General features: G+C 40.7%; 16 protein-coding genes. 2 read left to right on the top strand and 14 right to left on the bottom strand.

All coding sequences use genetic code 11. The annotated features are described in order from the left end of the window. Nucleotides 1-326: 326 nt before the first annotated feature. Both EWE74_RS00550 and EWE74_RS00545 read left to right on the top strand, forming a co-directional pair. On the top strand, nt 327-1,358 hold the full coding sequence (locus EWE74_RS00550; protein WP_130139600.1) for a helix-turn-helix transcriptional regulator: 1,032 nt from the start codon (nt 327-329) through the stop codon (nt 1,356-1,358). A gap of 127 nt (nt 1,359-1,485) precedes the next feature. Next, on the top strand, nt 1,486-1,917 hold the full coding sequence (locus EWE74_RS00545) for a cold-shock protein (RefSeq protein WP_239018511.1): 432 nt from the start codon (nt 1,486-1,488) through the stop codon (nt 1,915-1,917). A 53-nt stretch (nt 1,918-1,970) separates the two neighbouring features. Here the strand turns inward: EWE74_RS00545 and EWE74_RS00540 are convergent, their stop codons facing one another. From EWE74_RS00540 to glgB, 14 genes are all read right to left on the bottom strand, one after another. After that, entirely contained in the window at nt 1,971-2,165 is a 195-nt protein-coding gene (locus EWE74_RS00540) for a cold-shock protein (RefSeq protein ID WP_130139599.1), read from the bottom strand. A 4-nt stretch (nt 2,166-2,169) separates the two neighbouring features. After that, entirely contained in the window at nt 2,170-3,309 is a 1,140-nt protein-coding gene (locus EWE74_RS00535) for a DEAD/DEAH box helicase (protein ID WP_130139598.1), read from the bottom strand. Between the two features lie 318 nt (nt 3,310-3,627). Continuing rightward, complete coding sequence (locus EWE74_RS00530; protein WP_130139597.1) at nt 3,628-4,689, bottom strand: fatty acid desaturase family protein; 1,062 nt, start codon at nt 4,687-4,689, stop codon at nt 3,628-3,630. Between the two features lie 545 nt (nt 4,690-5,234). After that, a complete protein-coding gene (locus tag EWE74_RS00525; RefSeq protein ID WP_130139596.1) occupies nt 5,235-5,453 on the bottom strand; it encodes a hypothetical protein in 219 nt (72 codons plus the stop codon). Nucleotides 5,454-5,483: 30 nt separating this feature from the next. Further along, a complete protein-coding gene (locus EWE74_RS00520) occupies nt 5,484-7,754 on the bottom strand; it encodes a cation:proton antiporter (protein ID WP_130139595.1) in 2,271 nt (756 codons plus the stop codon). Nucleotides 7,755-7,863: 109 nt separating this feature from the next. After that, a complete protein-coding gene (locus EWE74_RS00515) occupies nt 7,864-8,574 on the bottom strand; it encodes a LytR/AlgR family response regulator transcription factor (RefSeq protein ID WP_165384606.1) in 711 nt (236 codons plus the stop codon). After that, complete coding sequence (locus tag EWE74_RS00510; protein ID WP_130139593.1) at nt 8,567-9,289, bottom strand: sensor histidine kinase; 723 nt, start codon at nt 9,287-9,289, stop codon at nt 8,567-8,569. The genes EWE74_RS00515 and EWE74_RS00510 overlap by 8 nt, the downstream gene beginning before the upstream one ends. 298 nt (nt 9,290-9,587) lie before the next feature. Next, complete coding sequence (locus EWE74_RS00505) at nt 9,588-10,226, bottom strand: hypothetical protein (RefSeq protein ID WP_130139592.1); 639 nt, start codon at nt 10,224-10,226, stop codon at nt 9,588-9,590. Between the two features lie 697 nt (nt 10,227-10,923). Beyond that, a complete protein-coding gene (locus EWE74_RS00500) occupies nt 10,924-12,204 on the bottom strand; it encodes a chloride channel protein (RefSeq protein WP_130139591.1) in 1,281 nt (426 codons plus the stop codon). 132 nt (nt 12,205-12,336) lie between these two features. Further along, on the bottom strand, nt 12,337-13,545 hold the full coding sequence (hmpA, locus tag EWE74_RS00495) for an NO-inducible flavohemoprotein (RefSeq protein ID WP_130139590.1): 1,209 nt from the start codon (nt 13,543-13,545) through the stop codon (nt 12,337-12,339). A 54-nt stretch (nt 13,546-13,599) separates the two neighbouring features. Then, a complete protein-coding gene (locus tag EWE74_RS00490; RefSeq protein ID WP_130139589.1) occupies nt 13,600-14,037 on the bottom strand; it encodes an RrF2 family transcriptional regulator in 438 nt (145 codons plus the stop codon). 112 nt (nt 14,038-14,149) lie between these two features. Then, the gene (locus EWE74_RS00485; protein ID WP_130139588.1) at nt 14,150-15,421 is read right to left on the bottom strand and encodes a glucose-1-phosphate adenylyltransferase; all 1,272 of its coding nucleotides are present in this window, start codon (nt 15,419-15,421) and stop codon (nt 14,150-14,152) included. A 10-nt stretch (nt 15,422-15,431) separates the two neighbouring features. Then, nucleotides 15,432-16,844, bottom strand: coding sequence for a glycogen synthase (locus EWE74_RS00480; RefSeq protein ID WP_130139587.1), 1,413 nt, complete (start codon nt 16,842-16,844; stop codon nt 15,432-15,434). A gap of 3 nt (nt 16,845-16,847) precedes the next feature. Further along, nucleotides 16,848-18,752, bottom strand: coding sequence for a 1,4-alpha-glucan branching protein GlgB (gene glgB / locus EWE74_RS00475; RefSeq protein ID WP_130139586.1), 1,905 nt, complete (start codon nt 18,750-18,752; stop codon nt 16,848-16,850). Between the last annotated feature and the right edge of the window lie 35 nt (nt 18,753-18,787).

Here is an 18,787-nt window from a genome sequence, read left to right as displayed (position 1 = left end):
AACAGGAGACTAGGACGCTATTTCTAATCAAGAGGTATCTTTGCGCCTCACGACACATATCTTTAAAGCTTTATGCTTATTTTTCATCAAAGAACGATTGTCATACCTGACATCACAAAGATGCAGACACTACTACGCAGCCGTTATACGCAGTAGACAAAAAACTAAAGAAAAATGATAAAATATCTCAAAACACTAATAATCAACAAAATAAATTATCAAACATCTACAAATAACTGTTACATGGAGCCATATTACGCAAGTATATTGCGTAGTAAAATAAAACTTCTAATTTTACTTTTAACAAAATCAACAGAAAAAAACGTATGGCAATCAATAAACTAGCTCTAATCCGATACAAAATTATTGACAATTGTCTTCGACAAACACATCGTAAATGGACATTAGAAGACCTAATTGAAAAAGTTTCATATGGTATTTACGAATTGGAAGGTATCCATAGTGGAGTTAGTAAACGTACCATACAGGGTGATATCCAACTGATGCGTAGCAACAAATTGGGATACAATGCGCCAATTATCGTAATCAAACGCAAGTTCTACACTTACGAGGATTCGAATTATTCCATCAGCAACTTGCCATTGTCAGATAATGACATGTCCAAAATGAAAGAAGCCGTGGATATACTGAAACACCTTAATGGCTTTTCTTATTTCGAAGAAATGAGCGATGTGATTGCTCGGTTGGAAAACAATTTATCAAAGCAGGAAAGCGAATCCGCCTCTTACATACAATTGGAAAACAACAAATTATTAAAAGGGTTAAATTGGATTACATCTATTCACAAAGCCATCCGGGAAAAGAGACCTTTATTAATTACGTATAAATCCTTTAAATCCAAGTCAAAACAAGAAGCCATATATTTCCCTTACTTACTCAAAGAATACCGTAACAGGTGGTTCCTCATTTGCAGACCAAAAAAAGGTAAAACACTCGTCACGTTGGCACTCGATCGGATTGAAGAAGTCGCAGAAATGGCAAAATCTGGGTATGTTTCTTATGATGGGGTTGATTTTGAACGCTATTATGCCGATACGATTGGCGTCACAAAATCAGAACGCGACAGAGGTCATCGTGTTATTCTACAAATAGATGCATATAATGCTCCTTATGTCATCACGAAACCTATACACGCATCACAGCAACTTTTGAAAACCGAGGAAGATGGTGGTATTCTCATCCGGCTAGACGTGGTATTGAACTTTGAACTGGAACGTGAAATACTAGGTTTCGGTGAATGTATTAAAGTATTAGCTCCCAAAGTTCTGCGTGATAAAATAAAAAGAAGAGCCTACAAAATGTTACAACAATACCTCGCATCTGCTAAAGACTGTTGAATTGCTTTTGCCATTTTAAATCCGTATATTTGTATACATTTCAGAAAGGCACCTATCTCTTATCCTTAAGCAATCGGCTTCTTATAAGATTTATACCCTTATTATTTTATAACTTTAACCCCTTTTAATGTCAAGAAATCAACTTACATTCAAGAAAAAAGAACTTGCTAAAAAACAGCAACAGAAAAAAAAAGAAAAACAAGAAAGAAGAGAACTAAACAAATCATCTAACAACAAAGGTAAATCATTGGAAGAAATGTTTGCCTATGTGGATGAATTCGGCAATATTTCCGATACACCACCAACACAACCGTACAAGTTTAAAGAAGAAGATCTAATACGTCCAGCAGATATAGAGGAGGAATATCTTTACGGTAAAGTTTCCTATTATAACGAAGATGGTCATTATGGTTTTATCCGGGACAACTTAAGCAGAGAAACCGTTTATTTTAACGATAAGCTAGCAGGGATGGTCTTGGCTGTAAATCAAAAAGTAAAATATAAATACATCCGCACGAAACAGGGGAACCAGGTTTCAGAAATAGAACTACAGCGGTAATTTTTTAGGCTAAAAAAAAATGGCAAGCTAAAAACTTGCCATTTTTCTTCTCATTATCTCGCTACGCGAACATTCACTGCATTAAGCCCTTTTTTACCTTGCTCAACATCGAATGTTACGTTATCGTTTTCACGTACGTCACTTACTAGACCTGTTGAATGTACAAAGATGTCCTGACCACCATTGCTTGGTGTGATAAAACCGAAACCCTTGGTAACGTTAAAGAATTTTACTGTTCCTTCTTGCATTGTATTAATTGTTTATTGATAAATTATTGTTTTTTTCTTTGGCGATTGGTAATTGAAAACCAATTAATTTTTGAATTTTTAGCAGGGTGGGTTTTTCTTCCTCACTACATAAGGAAAGCGCTTTCCCTTCCTTTCCAGCTCTTCCCGTCCGTCCGATACGATGTACATAAGTTTCCGAATCTACCGGCAAGTCATAATTGATCACAAACGGAAGCTCTTGAATGTCGATTCCTCTAGCGGCTATATCGGTCGCAATTAATATATGGACATTACCATTTTTAAAAGACGACAAAGCCTTTTGCCGAGCTGTCTGAGATTTATTTCCATGGATACTAGCGGCAGCTATCCCACCCTTACCCAATATTCTGACCAATCGATCCGCACCATGTTTTGTACGTGTGAAAATCAAGGTTTGTTTCACATCGTTACTTCGTAATACGTTGGCCAGAAACGCTGCTTTATCTTTCTTTTCAACAAAAGAAACAGACTGTACAATTTTCTCCGCTGTAGACGATACAGGAGAAACATTGATTTCCGCCGGTTGATGAAGAATGGTATTGGCGAACTTCCGAATTTCATTGGGCATCGTTGCTGAAAAGAAGAGCGTCTGTCTTTTTTGGGGGATATGTTTTAATATGCGTTTTATATCGTGCACAAATCCCATGTCCAACATGCTATCCGCCTCGTCTAATATCAGCACTTTAATTTGGGTAAGATTTACATGTCCTTGATTGATTAAATCCATCAGTCTGCCGGGTGTAGCAACAAGCATGTCTACTCCCTTGCGTAAGCGTTCGACTTGAGCAACCTGAGAAACACCACCATAGATTGCCAAGCGATTTACCTGAATATATTTACTGTATTGTGCGACGCTTTGGTCAATTTGTATAGCCAGCTCCCGAGTTGGAACAAGCACCAACGCACGGGGCGTCTTGTATTTTCTACTATCTGACGATAGCAACTGAAGAACGGGCAAAGCAAACGCCGCTGTTTTTCCTGTTCCAGTCTGGGCACAACCGATGATATCTTGACCCTTCAATATAAGGGGTATCACCTGCTTTTGTATCTGTGTAGCCGTTGAATAACCAATGTTATTGACGGCTTTTATAATTGGGTCTATTATCCCTAGATTATTAAAACTCATTTCTTCTAAATTATGATATCTCAACAAGACATCGCTTGCTCCCAGAGAGAACCATGTATTTTATTTGTTAACAGTAATATATCAAGATGTTCAGATCGGAGGGTTTCATCGCCAATCAGCACGAATGCTGTCTATATTTATGATAACTTAAATGGCAACTGAAAAAGCTAAGGATGATCCCGAAAATAATTTAAACGACATCAAAACAGCATAGGCAGGGCCTTGTCCGATCAAAGGTAATATTAATTATTTGTAAATAAAAGACTTTTCGTCATTTTTTGAACTATCTGTTACAAGGTATATCAGCCGTTTTAAAAATTATCTGGACATCGCATGAATAACCTTAACATGCGACAAAAATGCCTGCCGAAAGGATTTAAATTCGATATACTGGATATTATATTCTTTACACGTTTGCTGTACAATTTTATTAATGGCCGGATAATGCACATGACTAATCCGGGGAAAAAGATGGTGTTCTACCTGAAAGTTAAGTCCTCCCAACAACCAAGTCAACACATTATTCTTCGTTGCGAAATTAGCAGTCGACTGGATTTGATGAATCATCCATTCTTCTTCTACTTTCGACTCATCTAATGTTTTAAATTCTGTTTCGGAAACGACATGTGCCAGCTGGAAAACAGTCGCCAAACTTATACCACACACCGCACCCGCGATTCCCCAACCGATTAACGTGGGGAGCCATCCCACATATAGCATAGGAATCACCACAAATATAGCAAAATGCAATACCTTACTTGTCCAAAAGATAACTCGTTCGCGCAGTGGAAAATGGAATTTCGCAGAACTCCCACCCATTTTCTGACGAAAATATTTTTCATAATCTTGATAGAAGATCCAAGCTAAATAGGAGACGCCATATAGGAAAATAAAATAAAAAGATTGATAACGATGATGTTTTTTCAATTGCTGATCATGATGAATCCGCATAAATTTCACTTCGATATCGTGATCTTCCCCCTCAATATTAGTGTAAGTATGATGTGCAATATTGTGTTTCAGTTTCCAAAAATAAATATTACCACCTAACAGGTTTAACGTATAGGAAAGTACCGTATTCAAGTTTTTATTATCCGAGAAGGAATTGTGACCTGCGTCATGCATAATATTAAAACCAATCGCAGCAAGGTTTGCCCCGAATAGCAAACAAAGCACAATGCTAATAGCCCAGTGCGGTTGGATAAAAACCAAAACCGTATATAACAGCGTAAAAGTGGTCAATAGCACTGCTGCTTTAATAAATATCCGTCTATTCCCCGTTTTCTTCTTATAGCTACGTATGAAATAATCGTTGATTTTAAATTTAAGGGATTTGGAAAACAATGTATTGACATTGTTAAACTTAACGGATGAGCTCATTGAATCTTGTAAAGTGGGTATTGATCTTCTGTTTTGTCCTAGACTTTTTATTGGCTAGTGTTTTTTTTTGTAAAGGTAAGTATTAAACTTCATAAGTTATTTTAAGCAACAGTTAAATGAATGTTAAATAGAAAATTTCTGCTGCAAATGTTAAAATTTGTTAATACGAACTTAGTCTTGTAACATCTGGTCGCAATACGCGTTATATATGTAATTCATAATTTAGGTTAATAATTGGTTAGTTAGTGAAAATCCCGAAGCTCCCCGCTTCGGGATTTCTTTTTAAGGCGCTAAATTCCTATAAAAAGAAAAAGGGTTCAGATTAAATCTGAACCCTTTCTTACTTCCTTACTTCGTATCTTTTTTTTCCGTTTCTATGTTTCTTTTTTCGAATAAACCCTTTGCTTATTCTTTGCAGATACATCTTTCCGTAAAGAAGCGTTTATTTAAAATAAAAATCTCTTTGAAAGAGATCATCTATTATTTGCTTCTCTTTATATTAAAAACGCTGATATGTGTAATATATTGTATAAAATTACATTTTTTTATTCTTCATATAGTCTTTCCAATGAAAAGCCGTCTTCTTGTAATGTCAGCACAATATCGAAAGCCCGGATATTGGCTGCTTTTACGGACAACAGGATCCCATTCAAACGTTTTGTAATCTGCCAATCACTGATGTTTGGAATTTTTTTTATACAATCTTCTAATTTTCTCAATTGAGAATCCTCAGTCACTAATGCTTCGAACTTAAAATTTTCCATGGCACTATCATTTTTATGGGTTATCAAAAATCACGCTTTTAATACTAAAACGCTCGGTATATCTTTCAGCCATTCCTCATGTTGTTGCAACAGGTATTTCCACGTTGCCACACTACTTAGCATCAGCTCAAACGACTGTAATGCTACGGTACTATCCGACATCTCATACCGCACTTCGATATGGTTTGGAGCGGCATGATCTATCGACCGAACAGCTTCTTTCAGCTCCAACGATGATTTTATCGTATCGTTAAGATCCCAAAGCGTAATATGGACGCCACTATTCTGAATAAATTTGTGAATATAAACCAATAAGAAACTATCACTTAAGGAATCGACAGGCACTACTATACGGTGGATATTTTCTGGTAGGCCTTTATCTATTAAAATACCATACGGTATGTTTACTGTTTTTAAGAGATTCTTTGTCCGGTCGTCAAAAAAATCGCTTACGAAGATGTTTTCCTTTCCTGTCAATGTTCCATAGAGCTTTTCGGGATTAATCATTTTACTTGTAAAACCGAGAATTTTACCAAGAAACGTACCTTCATATACTGACTGTCCAATTCCAGTTAAAAGTAAATCATAATCATCCGTATTTGCCATTTGCGCTATATCTTCTTCGATATCGTCCGTACCTCTGAATATCGGTCGGTATGGTTGATTCAAAAGTTTACTTTCCTGATCCAGAACGGTAAAGTTTTCTCGTTCATATTCTTCTAAATTAAATTGATTCAGTTCATTACCAGGCGACAAATGTAAGGCGGATATCGTAGAGTTATCCGTAGTTTTTTTTGTCAATGTATGTGCGAGTCTCAACAAAACCCGGCCTGTATTAGGATTCGCAAAAGAGATCAGTATATTGTATTTATTCTTTTTGGAGATGCCTTTGTCCTCTATATCCTTTTCCGGTTCAAAATATCGATTGATGAAGTCTAAGGCCGGCCCCGTCATAAATGTCGTGATCAGTGCCATCAACACCAAGATAGCAAACATCTCCGCCGTCAAAACCCCAAGATCATATCCAATATTCAACGCCACTAATTCCATAAGCCCACGGGTATTCATCAACGCGCCTATCGTGAGGCTACTGTGCCAATTTTGTCCAACAAACCTCGCAGACATAGCACTTCCTACAAATTTACCGACAACCGCAATCACAATCACCAGCGCACAGATCTGCCATAGTCCCGGTTCGTTCAATAATCCGATCTGCGTTCTTAGCCCCGTAAACACAAAAAACAGGGGAAGTAGAAGCACCTGCGACACGTCCTCCACTTTCTCTATAAAGATATTTCGAAAACTGACATTAGCTGGCATAATGACCCCCGCCATAAAAGCACCGAACAGAGCATGTATACCTATGATTTCCGTTGTCCATGCCGAAACAAGCAGCGTTAAAAAGAAAATACCCACCACCGGCTTGCTCATCCTTTCTTTACTGGAGTACAGATCGCCTATACGTTGCAGAAAAGGACGCACAAAGCGTAACATCAGTACAACATAAGCGGCAGCAAATAATATAGTGTAACCTGCACTTGCTAAAGAACCTGCCTTTACCACAGCGATTACCGCCGCCAGTAAGCACCATGCCGTAATATCATCTGCTGCGGCACAGGTAATCGCAATAGAACCCAGCCTAGTTTTGGTCATACCACGTTCTTGCACTATCCGGGCGAGTACAGGAAATGCCGTAATACTCATTGAAATACCGATAAACAAAGCATAGGAAAGAAAAGAGATATCCGGTGGAGCCGTTTGTTGGAAAATAAAATAAGCTAAAACCATTCCTAAAAGGAATGGGAAAATAATACTGGCATGGCTGATAACGATGGCATCGTGTGCCTGGTTTCTGAGTATTTTAAGATCTAACTCCATCCCAACGACAAACATGAACAACACCAAACCCAGTTGGCTAACTACACCTAAATTGCCTAGAGATGCTACGGGGAAAAGAAAAGAAGATATTTCCGGAAAATAATTTCCTAACAGGGATGGTCCCAGGACAATACCGGCAACAATCTCGCCAATGACCGACGGCTGTCCTATTCTTCGAAACAGCATACCAAAAAAACGGGCCACTAAAATAATAGCAATAATCTGGAGTAAGAGCATTGCCAAAGGATAAGCCAAATTGCTGCCAATTGCCGACACAAAATGTTGCCATGCGGATCCTTCTACATTATTCTCCGCTATCGTCGCTACATTTTCTAGACCTTTGCCCTGAAATACGATCCAATAACCTAGGATAACACCGCCAACAATGATAAAAAAATAATATAGTATACTTCTAGCCTTCATACGTATGTTGTTGTCTTTTTTTTATTAGACAACACACAAGTATATTCGTTTTGAAGGAAAAGCAATGGAAGGCTTTCCTATTTTTGTACTGAAACATCTTTTTTTTGTACTAACTCAAAAATAGCGACATAAAATGCTCCCGGTATTGTTCGGAAAGTTTAAATTGTATTGGATTCTTACTAGAAGCTATTTCACAGGACACCCATTGGGTGGTATAATAGCTTACCGCATGGAGAGCTATCACGGTCTTTCTATTGATTTTGCAAAACTGGCCTTCCGGAAATCTTTCCAGGATATCATCAAAGGTAATGTTCTTCGCTAAGAAACTTTGCCCATCTTTAAACCATATTTCTTTATCACGTCGGTCATTTTCTGCTACAGCTATATAGGCAATATCATTCGTATTCATTCGAGATTTTCCAAGATTGGTGTTAAGTTCGACGTAAATTGCATTCACCTGGTTTTTATTGGATAACCATGCCTGTACCTTGCCGAAAGCTTTTTCGAGCCGTTCCAATTGGTAGGGTTTCCGTAGATAATCCACCGCATCCAAATCAAAAGCTTCCGCAGCATATTCTTTGTAAGCCGTAGAAAAGATAATGGCCTTCCCTTCTAATCTATTTGCTAATTCCAATCCGTTGATGCCGGGCATATTAATATCCAACACGCAGGTATTGAAATCTAATTTATCCACGTCATCTAAAAACTTTAACGGATTATTATAGGATTTGATCACCTCAATACCTTCAAGCTCTCTACACAGTGCTTGCAAATATCCCAGCATGGGAAGCTCGTCATCCAACAAAACGCACTTAATCATTGACATGTAGTTTTATTTCCAGTTTAACATGGTAGGTTCCCTCCTTTTGCTCCGTAACCAACTTATAACGGTCGCCATAGAGTTTATCCAACCTATTTTTAAACGTTTTATCACCTATACCTCCGTGATGCACATTTTTATACATGGTATTGGGCTGTATCTTGTTAGAAACCGATAAGAAAAACGTATTTCCTATTACCTCAAATACGATCGAAATAAAACTATTTTCACTTTGCACATCCGCATGTTTGAAAGCGTTCTCAATGGCATTGATAGTGATGAAAGGAGCAATCATGAAGTTACCTGCCTCCGGTGCAATTTTTATCCGCATGTGTAGGTCAAACAATGGACTGACCTTTAATCTATTGATTTCGATCAAATTCTGTGCAAAGCTAACCTCATCCTTTAATTTGACAAATTTCTCATCGGATTCATAGAGGATATAGTCCAAAACATTTGACAATTTATCCAACGCGTTATAGCTATGGTAAGCGTGTGATTGAATTGCATTTAATGCGTTTTTCAACAGATGCGGATCCAATTTATAGGGAGCCAGTTCAAGATCAACGTTGCTCTTTAAACTATTTTCTTTGTGTTCCGAAAGTTCGTCGTTCTTTTTCGTCAGTTGCTGCATTTTTCGGTACATCAACCAATAGACACAGCCTGCTCCAACACTCAGCACAACGATTATTATCCAATAAACAAAATCTCCCATTTTTACATCCTATCGGGTACTTGTATTCGGTAAAGATAGTTAAACTGGCTTATCTTTTCCGTAGAAACAGCGGTATTCAATACCCGTTTAGTTAAAACTCTCTATTCTAAAACTGCTTTTTTGCACAAAAACCTGTCCATAATCATCTGTTGCACGTACTAATAGTCGTTGGCAAAAAAACCAACTTAAAAATGGATTTGTTTTTAAAAGGAAAAACGGCAATACAAAAAAGGTTGACACATAGCCAACCCCTACACGGTTATTATATATAAATATTCTCCTATATTTTTCTTTTGCTCTATCGCACGACATGAATTACTATTTCTGACCACTCCGAGCGTCCATACCCATTGATGGCTCGTACACGGACGCCGTAGCACTGAAGAAATGTTAATGGGGCGATAACATTATGCCTAGATGAGGTAGTGATATACCCCTCGTTCCATTCGCCCGGCAAACCACGGCTATCTACCTCACAGATTTGATATTCGTAAATCTTAGCCAATTTATTTTTATCGAAATCCAACCGCATCTGTCCCGACTGTCCACCATCGCGTAGATTTACCCCGGTTACACCTGTTGGCGCATCTTTTTTCTGCGGTAAGCCGGACACGTCAAAACCCGAACTAAGCAGCACCGATAGGCTCCCGTCAGCCGCATGTGTTACATAAAACGCCAGCCGCTTCAACATTTTTTCTACGGCATTACGCGCCTCGTTCTTGATCGTGGTATCCTCCGTACTGCGACGTCGCCACCTTGCCACTGACAATTTCTGTTCATAGGTGTCCACTACTTCTACTAACGCTGCCAATGCAGGATTTGGATTTTCAAAATTTGGATTGTTCGTCATAGCCAGCAACACAGTTTTGCCTTTGGCCAATACGGCCTCGTCACTTGCTCGCTTGAAGCCGCCCAATGCTTGTTGTTTGATATTCATAATATATGTCTTTATGAGCAGGGTTCATTCCCGCGCTGTGAAACAAATATCGTCCGGACACAAAAATTTCAACGGAAAATGCCCACAAATGCAATCATTTGCAATCAAATGCAAACGCTTTTCCCGATATTGTTTGCATTTTGAGGAACCTCCGCGCTATGGCGAGGAACTGCATCGACCATAGGACAAACGTATTTGCCCCGTTGACCTCCCACATATTTCGTTTGAAGGAGCTCCTTTCCAACCTGAAGGGCATCATCGCAACGTTGAGGTACCTCAACGTCATGTTGAGGAGCATCATGACGAACAACCTGAACAACTTTATCTTTTTGTTGTATGAATAAATCGCTATGAAGTACGGTAAGACGGTCTTGTTGTGCCTCTAAGTAGAACACATGGGCAGCGATGTCATCTTTAACGAGCACAAAGTGATAAAGAAAAACCTCACGATCATAATGATACGCCGACGCAATGTGCTGAAATAGCTCAAGAATAAAGACATGTGCATAGAAGTGTTTATCATGCGCATATAAATGTCTATAACGGTCGTCTATATCGTGTATTCAGACAATATCACCATGGAAATGCCTCTCAGGTCAGCGATGAAAGCTGTCGACAGTTTCAATAACTCCGTCGCTAGATCAACGAAGTACGTCGAAAACGTGTAATATTAGAAAAAAGAGCTTTTAAATAGATGCTACCCCACCACCTTCCTCTTTTCCAAAAATTGATCATACGTATATGCATTGTATGGCAATACCCACTGTGCGGCGTACTTCGACACAAAACTGACGATCAAAATCGGAAGAAACAGTTCAAAGCCATTGGAAACTAATCCGCAGACTAAGAAAAGTGCGGTAAACGGCGCATAGATCGAAGCCGATAAGGTCGCTGCTGCGCCCGCGAGTATAAAGTTAAAAAGGACGAGATCCGTACCGAAGTAGGTGTTGCAAGCTAAAGCAAACCCCAGGCCCAATAAGGCTCCGGCGACAATACTTGGCGCAAAAACACCCCCGTCTCCCCCTGCACCCAACGTTAGAGAAGCTGCAAGAGGCTTCAAGAGGGCGATAAAGAGCAGTATACCGAACGATAACTCTTCTCCTTTCATGGCTGTATCAACCACTTCTTTCAAGCCGTGATAACTATCTCCATATAACAAGGGAAAATAAAAAATAAGTCCGCCTACAATCAGCGCGCCGAGATTAACCCGTATAAAATTATTCGTGATCTTTCCGAAAAACGCCTTCATCCGAGTTACCAACAGCGTAAAATAAGTAGACAATAACCCACAGAACACACTCAAGACGATAAAAAAGGGCAATGCTGCCGTATACCAATCCTGAATAGCATAATTGAAAAATGGATGGCTGTCAAAGAAGTAAACAAAAATACCGGCAGTGAGGGCGGCCGTCGTGCACGCCAAAACAAGTGTCTTATTTATTTTTCGGGCAACAACCTCCATGGCGAAAAGCCAACCGGCAAAAGGGCTACCGAATAATACCGCCACGCCAGCGGTCACTGCAGCACATATCAACTCGCGCTTATACATATTGGCCGCAAAGTGCTTTTCATAGACCGCATTTCCGATAGATGCCGTCGCGACGACTGTAGATACTTCCACACCGGTTGATCCACCGAACACAACCGTCAAAAAACCATTAATATAATGCGAAGGGATCTTAAATAACGGGAGGTGATCCTTTCGGTCGTCTAACGTTTTAAAAATTTCGGTGAGCCCTTTGTTCTTACGGTTTTGAAACAGCCATTTCCGCAAAAAATAAATAGCGGTAATACCTACACTCGGAAATAACAGGAAAAGCCACGTCTGGGTTTGGGAAATCCATTGCAATGCGGTTACTTCAAACCATTCCGTGGCATGTTTTAGGGTATAGGCTAATAAACAACAAACCAACGCTATTCCGATGGAAACGATGGCCAGTTTCCAATAATGCTGCTTGATAATCTTCTTTCTATCCACTTACCTCTTCTTTTCTAATGATTGATTTCGTCGAAACGACGATTTCCGACAAAGGACGTAATAAATGTAGAATACTGCCACATCTATTTGAAAAAAAAAGCTTTCCAGGTTTTGGAAAGCTTTTGCAGATTATTAACTGAATTGTAGTGATGCCGGTCCAAATTCCTCAAAATGTATGGCATCCATCGTCACACCTTTTTCCCGCAGGTAGTTGTAATGTTTGGTAATAAAGGGAGAAGGACCACAGATATAATACGCTGCATTGTCCAGCAAGACATCCTCTTCTATCTGCTCCAAATCGACCATGCCGAGATGTGCATTATCTAATCCACTTTGTACATTCTCGTAAAAAATATGCCGCTTGACTTGGTTATTAATAGCACCTAATTCGGCAATACGGTCTTTAAATGCATGTACGGCCTCACTCCGACAACCATGTATCCAGGTAATCGGCGAACCAGAATGATCTTTCGAAACTAGGCTTTCGAGCATCGCCATTAATGGGGTTTGCCCAACACCGCCGCTGATGAATACTTTAGGACCCGCAAACTCTTCCTCTTTCAGCACAAATGTTCCTGCCGGGGCTGTTAGTTCTAAGTTGTCACCTTCATGGATATAATCGTGTAACCGGTTACTGATCATGCCATCCGCATGCTGCGGCTTCCGCTCCCGTTTTACCGAAATACGGTAATATTCATGATTTGGCGCACAAGATATACTATATTGACGCGGTTGAAGCAGATTAAGCTCCGGGAGAAACAAACGTAAACTGATATACTGTCCCGGAAGATATTTAGATACCTCGCCCCCATCCGTCGGATAAAGATAAAAGGAGGTGATTTCTTCACTTTCTTGGACTTTCCGTTTAATGGTGAAAGGTCTCCATCCACTCCATCCACCACGTTGGTTGGTTTGCACGTCGTACAGCTTCTGCTCATGGCCGCTCATCAGACCCGCCAGCTGGGCATACGCTGCTGCCCATGCCTCCAACAACTCCGGTGTAGCGGCATCTCCTAATACTTCGCCAATAGAAGCAATGAGATGTTGGCCTACGATTGCGTAATGCGCTGGACGAATATCCAGGCTCGTATGCTTATGTCCGATACTATTTACAACGGGCAACAAGACCGATGGATCTTCGATATGCTCTGCATAAGCCAATACCGCCATCGCTAATGCTTGCTGTTGTTTGTTGTTCTTTTGGTTTCCCATATTGAAGATATGCTTCAACTCGGGATTATGCGTAAACATGCGTTGGTAAAAGTGAGAGGTTAACGCAACACCGTGTTCGCGCAAGACAGGTACAGTACCTAAAATCAACTGCTTTTGTTCTGTTGTCATTATATGATGATATTTAATAAAAGACCAAAATGTCTTTTATAGGGTTAAAAAAAATCATTTGTTTAACGTCAAGACACCTTGAATCAATTTTTCATTAAACTGTCCAATAGTTGTCTTGTGTAGCATAAGATTGAGCCGGTCACGAATCTCTTTAAAATCATCGTGCAACGGACAGGGGTTTTCCTGGGAGCAATAGCTCAATCCCATTCCACATCCATTTAGAAACTGCGCACCTTCAATGGCAATTACGATATCAGCCAAAGGTTTTTTTAATCCCTCCTGGCTGATATAAAACCCGCCTTGAGGTCCCTTTGTAGACTGGATTATTCCATCTTTGCTTAGGTTTTGTAAAATTTTCCCTAAGAAGTGTGCTGGCGAGTTAATCTTTTCAGCCACCTCTTTGATACCTACCTTTTTCCCATTACTGGATTGGGCGGCAATATACATCACCGCCCTTAAGGCATATTCACATGTTTTCGAAAAAAAACCCATCAACGATTACACTAGTAGCCGTTCAGGCCAGTCAATCTAACGATACCTAAACAGTTTCTGCAGGCAAAACTACAAAAGAAAAATAAAAGACAAAAATATCTTTTAATATATTTTAGCATCCAATCGTTGCACCATTCGGAATAATTGCGTCACGCCTGATAACCACGATACCATCACGTATCATATACGTTGAAAAGTCACCATCAGGTAGGTGTACTCCGCCTTTTATACGGACATCGTTTCCGATTCGGCAATTTTTATCGAGAATAGCATTCTCGATATAACAGCGTTCCCCTACACCTATCGGAGGTGGTTGTTGGGTGTTGCCCAAGGTGATGACTTCTTCTAAATGTTCATAATGATCTCCACCCATCATATACGTTGATTTGATAACTGTTCCTTTTCCAATACGCGAACGTACACCGATGACGGAGCGTTCCAGTTTATCGCCATTTAAGATACAACCGTCCGCGACAATGGTATTGTTCAAGGTGGTACCCGAAATTTTAGAAGGCGGTAACATCCGGGCGCGCGTAAAGACTGTTTCGTTAAAGAGGTTGAAATCCGGCACGTCATCTGTTAAACCGATATTTGCATCAAAAAAGGAGCGGATGGTTCCAATGTCCGTCCAATAGCCGTCGAACTGATAACTTAATACTTTTAGGGTTTCAATGGCGTCTGGAATGAGTTCTTTGCCAAAATCCATTCCCGGGTTTTCGGTGAGCATTTTTCGTAATATGCCTTTGGAAAATACGTAAATACCCATCGATGCTAAATAAAGTCGTCCTTGCCGTTGCATATCTTCCGATACCTCTGACGCCCAGTTCAATACTTCTTCGCTATCTGGTTTTTCTGTAAATGAAGTAATTTCATTGGCCTCATTGGCCTTTAAAATACCAAAACCTGTCGCATCCCTAGCGTTGGATGGAATAGTGGCTATCGTGACATCGCCACCGTTATCTACATGAAAATCAATCAACGACGAATAGTCCATTTGATACAATTGGTCACCCGACAAAATCAGTACATAGTCGTAGTCGACATTGACCAAATTTTTCTGCGTACGCCGAACGGCATCTGCAGTGCCTTCAAACCATCGGTCTCCCTCCAACGTCTGTTCAGCAGCGAGTATATCCACAAAGCCTTTGCTAAAAATACTGAAATTGTAAGAATTCTTGATGTGCTGATTTAAGGATGCTGAATTGAACTGCGTCAAGACAAAAATCTTGTTGTATCCGGAATTTAAACAATTAGAAATGGGAATATCCACCAAACGATACTTCCCCGCAATAGGAACTGCTGGTTTCGAGCGTTGTTCTGTCAAGGGAAAAAGACGTGTTCCGCGTCCTCCGCCCAATACAATCGATACTACTTTGTGTGCCATACCATTAAATTTATAATCGGTTATACAAATTGATATATTGTTGAGCGGATTTATCCCAAGAAAAATCCAACTCCATTTCCTTTCTTCGAATCCGTTGCATTTTTCCACGCTGCCCGATATAATCGACAGCACGTCCAATGGCAGAAACTGCATCTGTAGAATCCGCTTCCGGAAACACAAAACCATATCCGTTTCTTACGCCTACATCGATTACGGTATCTTTCAACCCTCCTATTCCACGCACAATAGGAATAGTGCCATACTTCATAGCGTACAACTGGTTCAATCCACAGGGCTCCACGCGCGATGGCATTAAAATCATATCCGCAGCGGCATATACTTCATGCGCCAATGCTTCATGATACCCAAAGAACGCGGCCAGCTGCCCGGGATATGCTGCCAATAACGCTTGTAAATTGGCCTGAATCTGCACATCGCCTGAACCCAAGATAAATATACCTATTTTATTTTCAGGATTCGAAAAAATATCCACAATAATTTCTGGCAATAGATCGGCACCTTTCTCCGTGGCAAAACGCCCGATATACGTCAATAAAGGCAACGTTTCATCCAGACCATATTTTTCACAAAACGCTTTCTTATTTTTCGCTTTTCCTTTTTTGCTCGACTCGACATCGTAATTGACAGGAATCAATTTATCCTCCGCAGGGTTCCAATAGGCGTCGTCGATACCATTGACAATACCATAACCTTTTGCTGCTTCCGAAGAGAATAAGCTTTCCAGTCCATTGGCTTGTTCATATAGTTCTTGGAGATAACCTAAACTAACGGTCGTAAAAGCGTCACAACATTTAATAGCTGTCGCTAACGGATTAATAAGGCCGTCCCAATCTAATAGGCCCCATTTCCAGGTATCAAATGCAGGGAGTAGGATACCCTTATTCCAGTTCATCCAACCTTGATATTGGCCATTATGCACGGTAAATACCGTTTTAACGTCTGCAAACGTTTTAAAGTCATCGGCATACTTCATCAAGAACGGAACTAATCCCACATGATGATCATGACAGTTAATAACATCCGGTTTAATCTGGCTGTTTTTTAGCCAGTGTAAAAAGGCATGCTGAAAAGCGATCCACTGCTCTGCTTCATCCAGGTAACAATACACTTCCTCTCTATCCAATTTGCCAGGTATACGGATCAAGTACAGGGGAAAACCTAAACTATCCTTTGTTTCCTTCAATACTTCATAATGGAACTCTTCTGATCCCTGAAAAAAAGTCCCTTTCGCAATTGGCGAGAAATGATTGTCACGTGTAAAAGGCTTGTCGTAGTACGGACACACTACCCAAGCATCCACGCCGAGCTTACGTTGGTACCGCGGCAATGCGCCCACTACATCGGCCAATCCGCCTACTTTTGCCAGTGGAAAACATTCCACACTTAAATGTATTACATGCATATTTTATACTTGTTTAAGGACTAATCCGCCCAACGGCGGTAATTTAAGTGCTATGGAATTCCCGCAGTCCATCCACGCTATCTCCTCGGAAAGAGCAGCATGCTGACGCGTTCCACTTCCATAATACGATACATCGTCCGAATTGAGAACTACCTCCCACAAACCTGCTGTAGGAACCCCCACACGATAATCCCGAACCACAGGCGTGAGATTAAGTACGACCAACACATCATCGGACGCGGCATTTCCCCGACGCAAGTAGACAAACACACTATTCTCCTGGTCACCATATTCCAACCATTGAAAACCATCCGGACTAAACGATCGTTCATATAAAGCCGGTTGTGCCCGATATAGCATATTGAGATCTTTCACAAATTGCTGCATACCTCGATGGGATTCAAATTGGGTGAGATGCCAGTCAAGCGACTGGTTAACATTCCATTCGGAGGTTTGGCCAAACTCTCCACCCATAAACAGTAGCTTCGTCCCGACAAAGGTGTACATATATAAATAGAGTGCCCGCAGGTTGGCAAACTTCTGCCATTCATCGCCCGGCATCTTATATATAAGAGATTGTTTACCGTGTACTACTTCGTCATGTGATAACGGTAGCATAAAGTTCTCATGGAAGCTATATACTGTGCCAAAGGTCATCTTGTCATGATGATACCGACGGTTAATGGGATCCTCCTTAAAATAGTTTAACGTATCATGCATCCAGCCCATCATCCATTTCATGCCGAAGCCCAGCCCGTTCGCGAAAGTTGGGCGGCTCACTCCCGGCCAGGATGTTGATTCCTCTGCAATCGTCTGTACATCGGGGAAATGCGCATATACTGCTTCGTTAAATTCCTTCAGAAAATGTACAGCTTCTAAATTTTCCCGTCCGCCATATTCGTTCGGTATCCACTCCCCTTCGTTGCGGGAATAATCCAAGTAGAGCATAGACGCGACGGCATCTACCCGTAAACCATCGATATGATATCGATCTAGCCAGAAAAATGCATTGGAAATCAAGAACGAGCGTACCTCATTTCGTCCATAATTGAAGATATACGATTTCCAATCCGGATGAAATCCTTTGCGAGGGTCTTCGTGCTCGAAGAGATGTGAACCGTCGAACCTATACAAGCCATGTGCATCCCCCGGAAAATGGGATGGAACCCAGTCCAGGATAACGCCAATGTTATTTTTATGCAGATTTTCGATAAGGCACATCAAATCCTGCGGACTTCCATAACGGGAAGAAGCCGCAAAATAACCGGTAATCTGATATCCCCAGGAAGGATAAAACGGATGTTCCATGATCGGCATAAATTCTACATGCGTAAACCCCATTTCCTTCAGGTATGGCACTAATTTATCGCCAATCTCCCGATAGCTCAGAAAACGTTCGGGATCTGACGGGTCGCGTAGCCAGGAACCTATGTGCATTTCGTACACGGCAAAGGGTTTGTCAAGTGCATTATGCTCCTGTCTTTGTCGCATCCAGGTTTGGTCATTCCATTGAAACCAAGTCGTACCAACGACAGACGCGGTATGCGGTGGCTGTTCGTTCACCAAGGCAAATGGATCTGCTTTTTCGAGACGCTCGCCGGTATTCGAATGGATATGGTATTTATAGACCTCGCCCAACTTCAATCCTTCAATAAATCCCTCCCAAATACCACTACTATCCCACCGGACAAATAATGGATGGCTATGAGGATTCCACCCGTTGAAATTACCGATGACCGAAATCGATGCTGCGTTGGGTGCCCAGACAGCAAAATGTACGCCCTCTTTACCATTGTGCGTCACCGTATGTGAACCGAACTTTTCATACAGTTTAAAGTGTCTTCCGGCACGAAATAAGCTAATATCGAAGTCCGTGAATAACGAATATACTTCTACTGCCTGCCTCATAATTTAAGTTGTTTATAATGTTATGTTCACTTATT

Origin of the sequence: Sphingobacterium corticibacterium (genome assembly GCF_004208525.1) — a bacterium.
Lineage (GTDB): Bacteria > Bacteroidota > Bacteroidia > Sphingobacteriales > Sphingobacteriaceae > Sphingobacterium > Sphingobacterium corticibacterium.
The sequence above is the reverse complement of the archived record's forward strand: the minus strand, read 5'-3'. Positions and strand labels throughout refer to the sequence as shown.

Coding starts and splice junctions, on each gene's coding strand:
- EWE74_RS00550 (WP_130139600.1), top strand. CDS start 327: ATGGCAATCAATAAACTAGCTCTAATCCGATACAAAATTATTGACAAT.
- EWE74_RS00545 (WP_239018511.1), top strand. CDS start 1,486: ATGTCAAGAAATCAACTTACATTCAAGAAAAAAGAACTTGCTAAAAAA.
- EWE74_RS00540 (WP_130139599.1), bottom strand. CDS start 2,165: ATGCAAGAAGGAACAGTAAAATTCTTTAACGTTACCAAGGGTTTCGGT.
- EWE74_RS00535 (WP_130139598.1), bottom strand. CDS start 3,309: ATGAGTTTTAATAATCTAGGGATAATAGACCCAATTATAAAAGCCGTC.
- EWE74_RS00530 (WP_130139597.1), bottom strand. CDS start 4,689: ATGAGCTCATCCGTTAAGTTTAACAATGTCAATACATTGTTTTCCAAA.
- EWE74_RS00525 (WP_130139596.1), bottom strand. CDS start 5,453: ATGGAAAATTTTAAGTTCGAAGCATTAGTGACTGAGGATTCTCAATTG.
- EWE74_RS00520 (WP_130139595.1), bottom strand. CDS start 7,754: ATGAAGGCTAGAAGTATACTATATTATTTTTTTATCATTGTTGGCGGT.
- EWE74_RS00515 (WP_165384606.1), bottom strand. CDS start 8,574: ATGATTAAGTGCGTTTTGTTGGATGACGAGCTTCCCATGCTGGGATAT.
- EWE74_RS00510 (WP_130139593.1), bottom strand. CDS start 9,289: ATGGGAGATTTTGTTTATTGGATAATAATCGTTGTGCTGAGTGTTGGA.
- EWE74_RS00505 (WP_130139592.1), bottom strand. CDS start 10,226: ATGAATATCAAACAACAAGCATTGGGCGGCTTCAAGCGAGCAAGTGAC.
- hmpA (WP_130139590.1), bottom strand. CDS start 13,545: ATGACAACAGAACAAAAGCAGTTGATTTTAGGTACTGTACCTGTCTTG.
- EWE74_RS00490 (WP_130139589.1), bottom strand. CDS start 14,037: ATGGGTTTTTTTTCGAAAACATGTGAATATGCCTTAAGGGCGGTGATG.
- EWE74_RS00485 (WP_130139588.1), bottom strand. CDS start 15,421: ATGGCACACAAAGTAGTATCGATTGTATTGGGCGGAGGACGCGGAACA.
- EWE74_RS00480 (WP_130139587.1), bottom strand. CDS start 16,844: ATGCATGTAATACATTTAAGTGTGGAATGTTTTCCACTGGCAAAAGTA.
- glgB (WP_130139586.1), bottom strand. CDS start 18,752: ATGAGGCAGGCAGTAGAAGTATATTCGTTATTCACGGACTTCGATATT.